Below are 7,765 nucleotides of genomic sequence, written 5' to 3' on the forward strand. Positions count from 1 at the left end.
TGAGTGGTGGTCGCTATAGGGATCGAACCTATGACCTCCTCCTTGTAAGGGAGATGCTCTCCCAATTGAGCTAAGCGACCACTGGGAAACCTGTTCTGGTGGGTCCTTACGGGTTCGAACCGTAGACCAATTGATTAAGAGTCAACTGCTCTACCAACTGAGCTAAGGACCCGGAACAGTGCATCGCGTTTCGCGATGAGTGCATGATACGGTTTTTTAGGAATTATGCAAGAGATTTTTGAAAAAAAATGAACTTTTTTCGCTGAGAACGCTTTCATGACGGGCTTCGCCGCTATGACATCCGGATCTCCCGGCTTTATCAGACGTTTTCGGGAACGAAGACCGGGGGGAATACCGCAGTTTTGCTCTTGATCCCCGTAAGATACCGGCAAAACGCCGCCAGAATACCGGAACTGGACAAGGAGGATTACGGACGCTGCAAAAGCAAAAACGCTCTCTTTCTGAAAACTAAAATCACGGGGAAGAATGGAGAATAAAGACTAAGTGGTGGGTCCTTACGGGTTCGAACCGTAGACCAATTGATTAAGAGTCAACTGCTCTACCAACTGAGCTAAGGACCCATTACAGAAGGGCTGTTCCTGAGAACAGTGCGCATTATATTCCTTTTTTCGGCGCTGGCAACACTTTTTTGTATTTTTTTGATTTTATGCCATCGTTCATCTGACGGACGGGAATGGGGTTATCCTTTGCCGCTCCTCCGGGAGGATTTCTCCCCGGTTATTATCCGGCTTTGGAACCTCCGGTTTTTGTTTGAATCTAAGCTGATGCTGTGGTAATTTTTCAGGAGCGGCTTTCTGTCCGGGACGATGTCCGGACAGGATTGGCCGGATCCTGCCAAAAGCCCGTGTTTCACGGACAACATTTTTCTGCGAGGCTAAATAAATGAAGCGCTTACTCAGAACCTGCGGCATCGCGGCCGCTGTAATCTCTCTGACTCCCTTTCTTCAGGCCTGCGGCGAATACGGCGCCGTGGACTGCTCCAGTCAGAAGACCTATGACCGCAGTCTGGCTGATGTGCTCGGTCAGATCGATGACCGGTATCCGGGACAGTCCCGGCAGGTGCGGCAGTATCTTCATGAGAAGTCAAAAGACGCTTCCATGGTTCAGGAGGTCTGCAATATGGACGCCGAGCATCTGGCCGCTCTGGTGGAAAAGCGCAATGCCAAGGGAACCATGGAGCAGATTGCGGACAGCGTCTCCAGCAGCCTTGACGAAGCCGGAAAAGCCGTAAAGGACTTTTTCAGCGATGATGACGATGATGCTGCCGGAAAGGAGCAGCAGAAGCCCGCCAAGCCGAATACCGCTTCCGGCGCTCCCAAAAGCGAAATCGGCAAGGAAGGCATCAAGACCTATACCGTGCCCCGGGTTGACTGCCGCTACGGCGACTTTTATCAGAAGAGCCTGGATGCCATCTTCCGGGATCTGGGAGCCCGTTCTCCCAGCGCTTCTCTGGAGGTGAAGAAGCGTCTTAAGGCCAGAAATATGGAATCCGGCCGGGGGAACGCCATGGATCAGGAGCTCTGCGATAAGACCACCCGCGAATTCACGGCATTCCTGGCCCCGGATCTGGTAAACGGCATTGACTGGAGCTACAAAACCGATTCCGAGGTGTTCCGGGATTCCTGGACCAAGGCCGGAGAGGATCTGGAAAATGCCCTCAATGAGGCCGGAAAGTCCATTGACAATGCTCTGACCGAAGCCGGCGATGCTCTGGAATCCGGCTGGAACAGCATGCGGGACGGAGTTGACAGCTACTTCGAGCAGAGAAGGGCGGACAAGGAAAAGGCCAAAAAGGAAGAGGAAGCCGGCAAAAAAGAGGATCAGAAGCGGTAATTCGCAATAAAGGCGGCAGGAACAGACGGAAATGGCAATAATCATGGGAATTGATCCCGGCTCCCGGATCACGGGCTTCGGCGTCATTGAGTCCGTGGGCGGGGATCTTAAATACCTGGACTCGGGATGCATCAGAATGGAAAGCGAGCAGCTGTCTCTCAGGCTCGGTCAGATCTATGAGGGCATCACCGGAGTTATTGCCGAGTGGCATCCCGATTATGTGGCGGTGGAGGAGGTCTTTATGTCCAACAATGCCGCCAGCGCCCTGAAGCTGGGACAGGCCCGGGGCGCCGCCGTGGTGGCGGCGGTAAACGCCGGCATTCCCGTTTACGAATACACCGCAAGACAGATAAAGAAGTCGGTGGTGGGTTACGGCAATGCCGAGAAGTTTCAGGTGCAGGAAATGGTGGTGCGCACGCTGCGTCTGAACGGCTGTCCCCAGGCTGATGCCGCCGATGCTCTCGCGGGAGCCATCTGTCATGCCAGCACGGTGGGCACTCTTATCGGACTTTCCATCGGAGGCTGCTCCAATACCAAGGGCAATGCCCGGGGGAGAGTGTACTGATCTTGCAGGAAGAAATTTTTTCTGCTAGAATTTGCGCGTTTTGTTACCCCGGCTGAGTTAGTGATCGGCCGCGGGCGTACTTGAATCAGCTTTTTAATGAGGTTTATAAAATGTCACTAAGCACTGAAGCCAAGGCCAAGATCGTAGCCGAATACGCACGTTCCAAGGATGATACCGGTTCACCTGAAGTTCAGGTTGCTCTTCTTACCGCTCAGATTAATCATCTGCAGGGCCATTTCGCTGTTCACAAGAAGGATTTCCACAGCCGCCGCGGCATGCTCCGCATGGTTGCCGAGCGTCGCAGCCTTCTTTCCTACCTGAAGAAAAAGGACGAGAATCGTTATACTGAGCTTTGCAAGAAGCTTGGTCTGCGCGGCTAAGAAATTTTTTTAAGATCCGCACAAAGGGAGCCAGAGAGCTCCCTTTTTTTGTTGCTGATAATTCTGGTTAAAACTATACTATGGCGGACGTAAAAAACGTGAATTTGCAAACATTAAGGTAATCAGAGTGAACCCTATAGTAAAACAGTTTAAGTACGGTCGCCATACCATTACCCTGGAAACAGGGGCTATGGGCCGTCAGGCAGATGCTGCTGTTATGGCAAGCATGGATGATACTTCAGTATTTGTTACAGTAGTAGGCAAAAAGGAAAAGGATCCTGCCAAGGATGATCAGGACTTTTTCCCGCTTACCGTTGACTACCAGGAACGCTCCTACGCAGCAGGACGCATTCCCGGCGGTTATTTCAAGCGCGAAGGCCGTCCGTCCGAAGGAGAAACTCTCATTGCCCGTCTTATTGACAGACCCATCCGTCCGCTTTTCCCGGAGGGCTTCACCAACGAGGTTCAGGTTATTGTCACCGTAGTATCCGCCAATCCGGAAATTCCCACTGACATCATCTCTCTTATCGGCACCGGCGCTGCTCTGCAGATCTCCGGCATTCCGTTCAGAGGCCCGGTGGGAGCTGCCCGGGTAGGCTTTATCAATGGTCAGTATGTGCTGAATCCCCTGAAGTCCGAGATGCCCGAAAGCAAGCTCGACCTGGTAGTTGCAGGCACCAAGCCGGCCGTGCTTATGGTGGAATCCGAGGCTGACATTCTTCCTGAGGATACCATGCTGGGCGCTGTAATGTACGGACATGAGCAGATGCAGACCGCCATTGATGCCATTGTGGAGTTTGCCGCCGAGGTTAACAAGCAGCCCTGGGACTGGCAGCCTCCTCAGGTTGACGAGGGTCTTAAGAACAGAATCGGCGAGCTGGCCGGCGCCGCTTTGGGCGATGCCTACCGCATTACCGACAAGCTGGAACGCCAGAACAAGGTGCAGGAGATCCGCGAGACTACCCTGGCCGCTCTGGAAACCGAGGCTCAGGAAAGAGGCGAGGAGCTTAACAAGTCCCGCGCCGGACAGTATTTCCACTCTCTGGAAAAGAGCATTGTCCGCGAGAGAGTTCTTAACGGCGAACCTCGTATCGACGGCCGCAACACCAAGATGGTGCGTCCTCTGACCGTGGGCACCGGACTTCTGCCTCGGGTGCACGGTTCCGCTCTCTTTACCCGCGGCGAGACTCAGGCCATGGTTACCTGTACTCTGGCCAGCGAGAGAGATGCTCAGATTATCGATGAGCTCTGCGGCGAAAGAACCGACAGATTCCTGCTGCACTACAATTTCCCTCCCTACTGCGTGGGCGAAACCGGCCGCATCGGTTCTCCGAAGCGCCGTGAAATCGGCCACGGCCGTCTGGCAAAGCGCGGTCTTTCCGCTGTGCTCCCGGATCCGGAGAGCTTCCCTTACACCATTCGGGTGGTTTCGGAAATCACCGAGTCCAACGGCTCCAGCTCCATGGCTTCAGTCTGCGGCGGTTCCCTGGCTCTCTTTGATGCCGGCGTGCCCTGCAAGGCTGCCGTAGCCGGCATTGCCATGGGCCTCGTAAAGGAAGGCGACAGATTCCAGGTGCTGACCGATATCCTGGGTGACGAGGATCATCTGGGCGATATGGACTTCAAGGTAGCAGGCACCAGCGACGGTGTTACCGCTCTCCAGATGGACATCAAGATCGAAGGCATTACCCGCGAAATCATGCAGATTGCTCTCAAGCAGGCTCATGAGGCCAGAATGCACGTGCTTTCGGTAATGAATCAGGCCATTCCGGCACCCCGCGCCGAGATCTCTCAGTTCGCTCCCCGCATTACCACCATTACCATTAACCCTGACAAGATCAAGGATGTTATCGGCAAGGGCGGTTCCGTAATCCGGGCTCTCACCGAGGAAACCGGCACCGAAATCAACATTACCGATGACGGTGTGGTTAAGATCGCCGCCGCTGACGGCATCCGCGCCAAGGAAGCAGTGCGCCGCATCAAGGAGATCACCGCCGAGGTGGAAATCGGAGCCGTTTATCATGGCACCGTAACCAAGGTGGCTGAGTTCGGCGCCTTCGTTAACATTCTCCCCAACAAGGACGGTCTGGTGCACATCTCTCAGATTGCCTGGGAAAGAATCGAGGATATTAACAACTACATCCAGGTCGGGCAGCAGGTTGACGTGAAGGTGCTGGCTCTGGACAGACAGGGCAGAATCAAGCTCTCCATCAAGGAACTGATCCCGCCTCCTGAAGCTCCGGCAGAGGCTGAGGCTCCCGCAGCTCCGCTTCCCGGCGATGATGAAATCAATGCCATGATAAACGAGGATGACGGCGCCGAAGCTGCCGCTCCGGCTGAAGCAGAGGCTGCTCCGGCAGAACCTGCTCCTGAAGCCTCGGCTCAGGAACCTCAGGCAGAAGCTGAAGCCCCCGCTCCGGAGGCTCCTCAGGAAGAGCCCGCAGCTCCGGCTCAGGAAGACGGCGAACCGGTGTTCGAGCCCGCTCCGCAGCCTGAAGCCGCCCCCGCTGAGAATCAGGAACAGCAGGATAAGCAGGAAAACTAATCCCGGATTGTTCCTTAAGTCTTAAGTGATGAGAAGCCCGTTTCGGTCAGCCGAAGCGGGTTTTTACGTTAAAGCCTTGCAGAATAACGCTCGCCCCTGCTGAACCGGATTTTGCCGGAAAAGCTTCCGGCCCGCGGCGCCTCATTGAAGATTTTTGCCTTTTATGGCAAATTTCTTCATTTGCGGTATTTGCATATAAGCCAGGGGCAAATACGGAGCAGAGACGGGGAGCAGTCAAATTCAGCATGGCAGCGAGCGTTCCGCGGGTTTCCTCAAGATTCAGGCCGACTTAAACATAAGGTTGCCAATAGCTATGAAAAGATCTATCAGCTGAGATTCGGAGAGTCTAACAGATCTTTTCCCGGTTTAATCCGGTGTTTCCTTTGGCTCCAGCGGGTTCAGGTACGCCGGACATGTCCGCAGATCCTTGCATTTGTTTATTTGAAATTCTCTCCGTTCACGCGTGTCCCGGAGAATTGCTGCGGTAATCCCCGGCTTTTTCTGAGAAACAGTCCTTACATCACATCATCGGGACAGAAGGTCCCTCGGCGTCAGAAAAAACACGTCCCCTCCCAAAAAGCGAGCAGGGGAAGTTTTCTAAAAAGGATCCTCGTTCATCTTGTCTGCTGATCTTGCTTACCCCTTTTTAGCTAGAGGGCAGGCTATCACTTTGCCGCTTTCAGTATCGGTAATTGTGATCCCGTCCTTATTGTGCTCAAAGAGAAACGGAGTTTTTTCGCCGGTTTCAGATTTGATGAGTCTGCCGTCTTTGACACAGAAGTCACTGTCTTCTGGGAATTTGCCGCCCTTGATTTTGACTACAAGATCCTCGTCTTCGGTTTCCAGACGAATGGACAGTTCTCCTTTCTGCGGGTTGAATCTGAATTTGTAGTCTCCGATATAATAATCGTAATAGGCATTGCGCAGCAGTTCCTTGGAGGTGTTCCAGGGAGCTTTCTCCTTGATATTTTCCGGGATGTCCGCAGAGACTTCTGTATCGTTGTTACCTGCGAGCAGCCTTCTGCTTATCCCGGTCATGGGGTTACTCAGGATGTCGTCCTTGCTGTCGCTGAGAGGGAGACCTGAGAGAGACTGCTTGCTTTGCTTATTATTGCCTTCTATGATTGCCGAACCGGCACCGGGTTTATCAGTAAATAATCCGCCGGTCTTATTATCGTGTTTATCATCATGATCCCTGACATGTTCCGGTTTTTTGCGGCGGTTATTAGCAGGCTTCTTATCAGGCGGCAAAAGAAGGATGTCTCTGAAAATTCCTTTCCAGTTATCGAATTTAGGGTAATTTTCCCGTTCTTCTTCTATGTTAAATTTTATCCCAAAGGTACCGATCTTTTCCTTGGCTAATGCCATTAATTCCTTGTATTTTACCTCATTGGCTCTAACGCTATTTAGCTCCATTTCTGCCTGTTTCATTATATTAGCTATCCAGCGAGTTCTGATTATTGTTTGCGTGTCTTTGTCTGCAGCCTGATTTTTATTAGCCCATTCGTAAAACAATTGCGCATGCACACAAGAATTAAGGTCTTTTTCCAGATACGTCCCTAATTCAAACAAAATAATACTATTCCATTTTGCCTGTTTAAATATTCCGAATTTTCTATCTAAAAAGCTTGGAAAATATGAATCGTTAGAAGTGTTTATGAATATTTCTTCATCAGGTGTGTTCTGTGTTGTCAGCCATTTTATCCTTTTGATAAAATCATCAGATTTTATTTTTTGAACTGTTTTAAGTATTGCCGCTATGGCGTTCAGCCGGGGATCTTTGTATTCACTGGTAAGAGGCGCATCATTAATGCTGCCCCAGCGGTAGCTGAACAGCGTCTCAATACAGTCTGCCGCATAAGAAATTTTCTTTTCCCTGGCTATTCCGGCATATTTTCTTGCTTCAGTTATATTTCTGGCATTTGTCCAGAAGTAAACCAGACTCTCTGTGATTTCATCCTTATTACCGTATGACAGGCAGGCTTCCGAGACAATTTTCTGCTGATCGGCGGTAAGTGTGACGTCCTTCCTGCAGCTGCGTTTGTCCTCGACAACGTGCCGCATCCACGAAGGATCCTCTGTGTGCTCGCGGAAAACCAGATTGTCCGGAAAAGGAACCAATTTGCATTTGCATTTGTAATATTCTTTAGGACGATCCTTCAGTTTTTCCAAAATGTTGGCAGCCTTTTGATATTCTCCCGCCTTGTACGCTATCAGTCCCAGAGTTTTTTTGTCAATTTCAATATAATACTGCTGCGCCAAAGTTTCTGCAAACTGCAGAATCAGATTTACATCATTTTTATAAAGTTCTTTCGCTGTATTAACATTTTTAATGATTAAGTTTAAAACATTTCTGTAGACATCAAGATTATATTCTTCGCATTTTTGAATTGGGTTTGTTTCAAATTCCTTTGTTAAGTA

The 7,765-nt window shown here is 51.2% G+C and carries 5 protein-coding genes and 3 tRNA genes; 4 read left to right on the plus strand and 4 right to left on the minus strand.

Translation table 11 applies throughout. From position 1 onward, the window contains the following. Positions 1-4 precede the first annotated feature (4 nt). The 3 genes from ACJROR_RS05015 to ACJROR_RS05025 form a co-directional block, all read right to left on the minus strand. Positions 5-80: transfer RNA gene (locus ACJROR_RS05015), tRNA-Val, on the minus strand. Positions 81-96: 16 nt separating this feature from the next. Then, positions 97-172, minus strand: a tRNA-Lys gene (locus ACJROR_RS05020). A 333-nt stretch (positions 173-505) separates the two neighbouring features. After that, positions 506-581 (minus strand) — tRNA-Lys (locus tag ACJROR_RS05025). Between the two features lie 322 nt (positions 582-903). On the opposite strand from ACJROR_RS05025, the gene ACJROR_RS05030 reads away from it, so the two are divergent. From ACJROR_RS05030 to pnp, 4 genes are all read left to right on the plus strand, one after another. Beyond that, entirely contained in the window at positions 904-1,854 is a 951-nt protein-coding gene (locus ACJROR_RS05030) for a hypothetical protein (protein WP_406546140.1), read from the plus strand. Between the two features lie 31 nt (positions 1,855-1,885). Then, positions 1,886-2,419, plus strand: coding sequence for a crossover junction endodeoxyribonuclease RuvC (gene ruvC, locus ACJROR_RS05035; protein ID WP_406041020.1), 534 nt, complete (start codon positions 1,886-1,888; stop codon positions 2,417-2,419). Positions 2,420-2,529: 110 nt separating this feature from the next. Beyond that, complete coding sequence (rpsO, locus tag ACJROR_RS05040) at positions 2,530-2,799, plus strand: 30S ribosomal protein S15 (protein ID WP_406041018.1); 270 nt, start codon at positions 2,530-2,532, stop codon at positions 2,797-2,799. Positions 2,800-2,926: 127 nt separating this feature from the next. After that, positions 2,927-5,344, plus strand: a complete 2,418-nt coding sequence (pnp, locus tag ACJROR_RS05045; RefSeq protein ID WP_406546141.1) for a polyribonucleotide nucleotidyltransferase — start codon at positions 2,927-2,929, stop codon at positions 5,342-5,344. A 636-nt stretch (positions 5,345-5,980) separates the two neighbouring features. Here pnp and ACJROR_RS05050 read toward each other — a convergent pair. Continuing rightward, a partial coding sequence (locus ACJROR_RS05050; RefSeq protein ID WP_406546142.1) for a hypothetical protein occupies positions 5,981-7,765 on the minus strand: 1,785 nt, incomplete at its 5' end.

Source organism: Succinimonas sp. (genome assembly GCF_045225735.1).
Taxonomy (GTDB): Bacteria; Pseudomonadota; Gammaproteobacteria; order Enterobacterales; family Succinivibrionaceae; genus Succinimonas.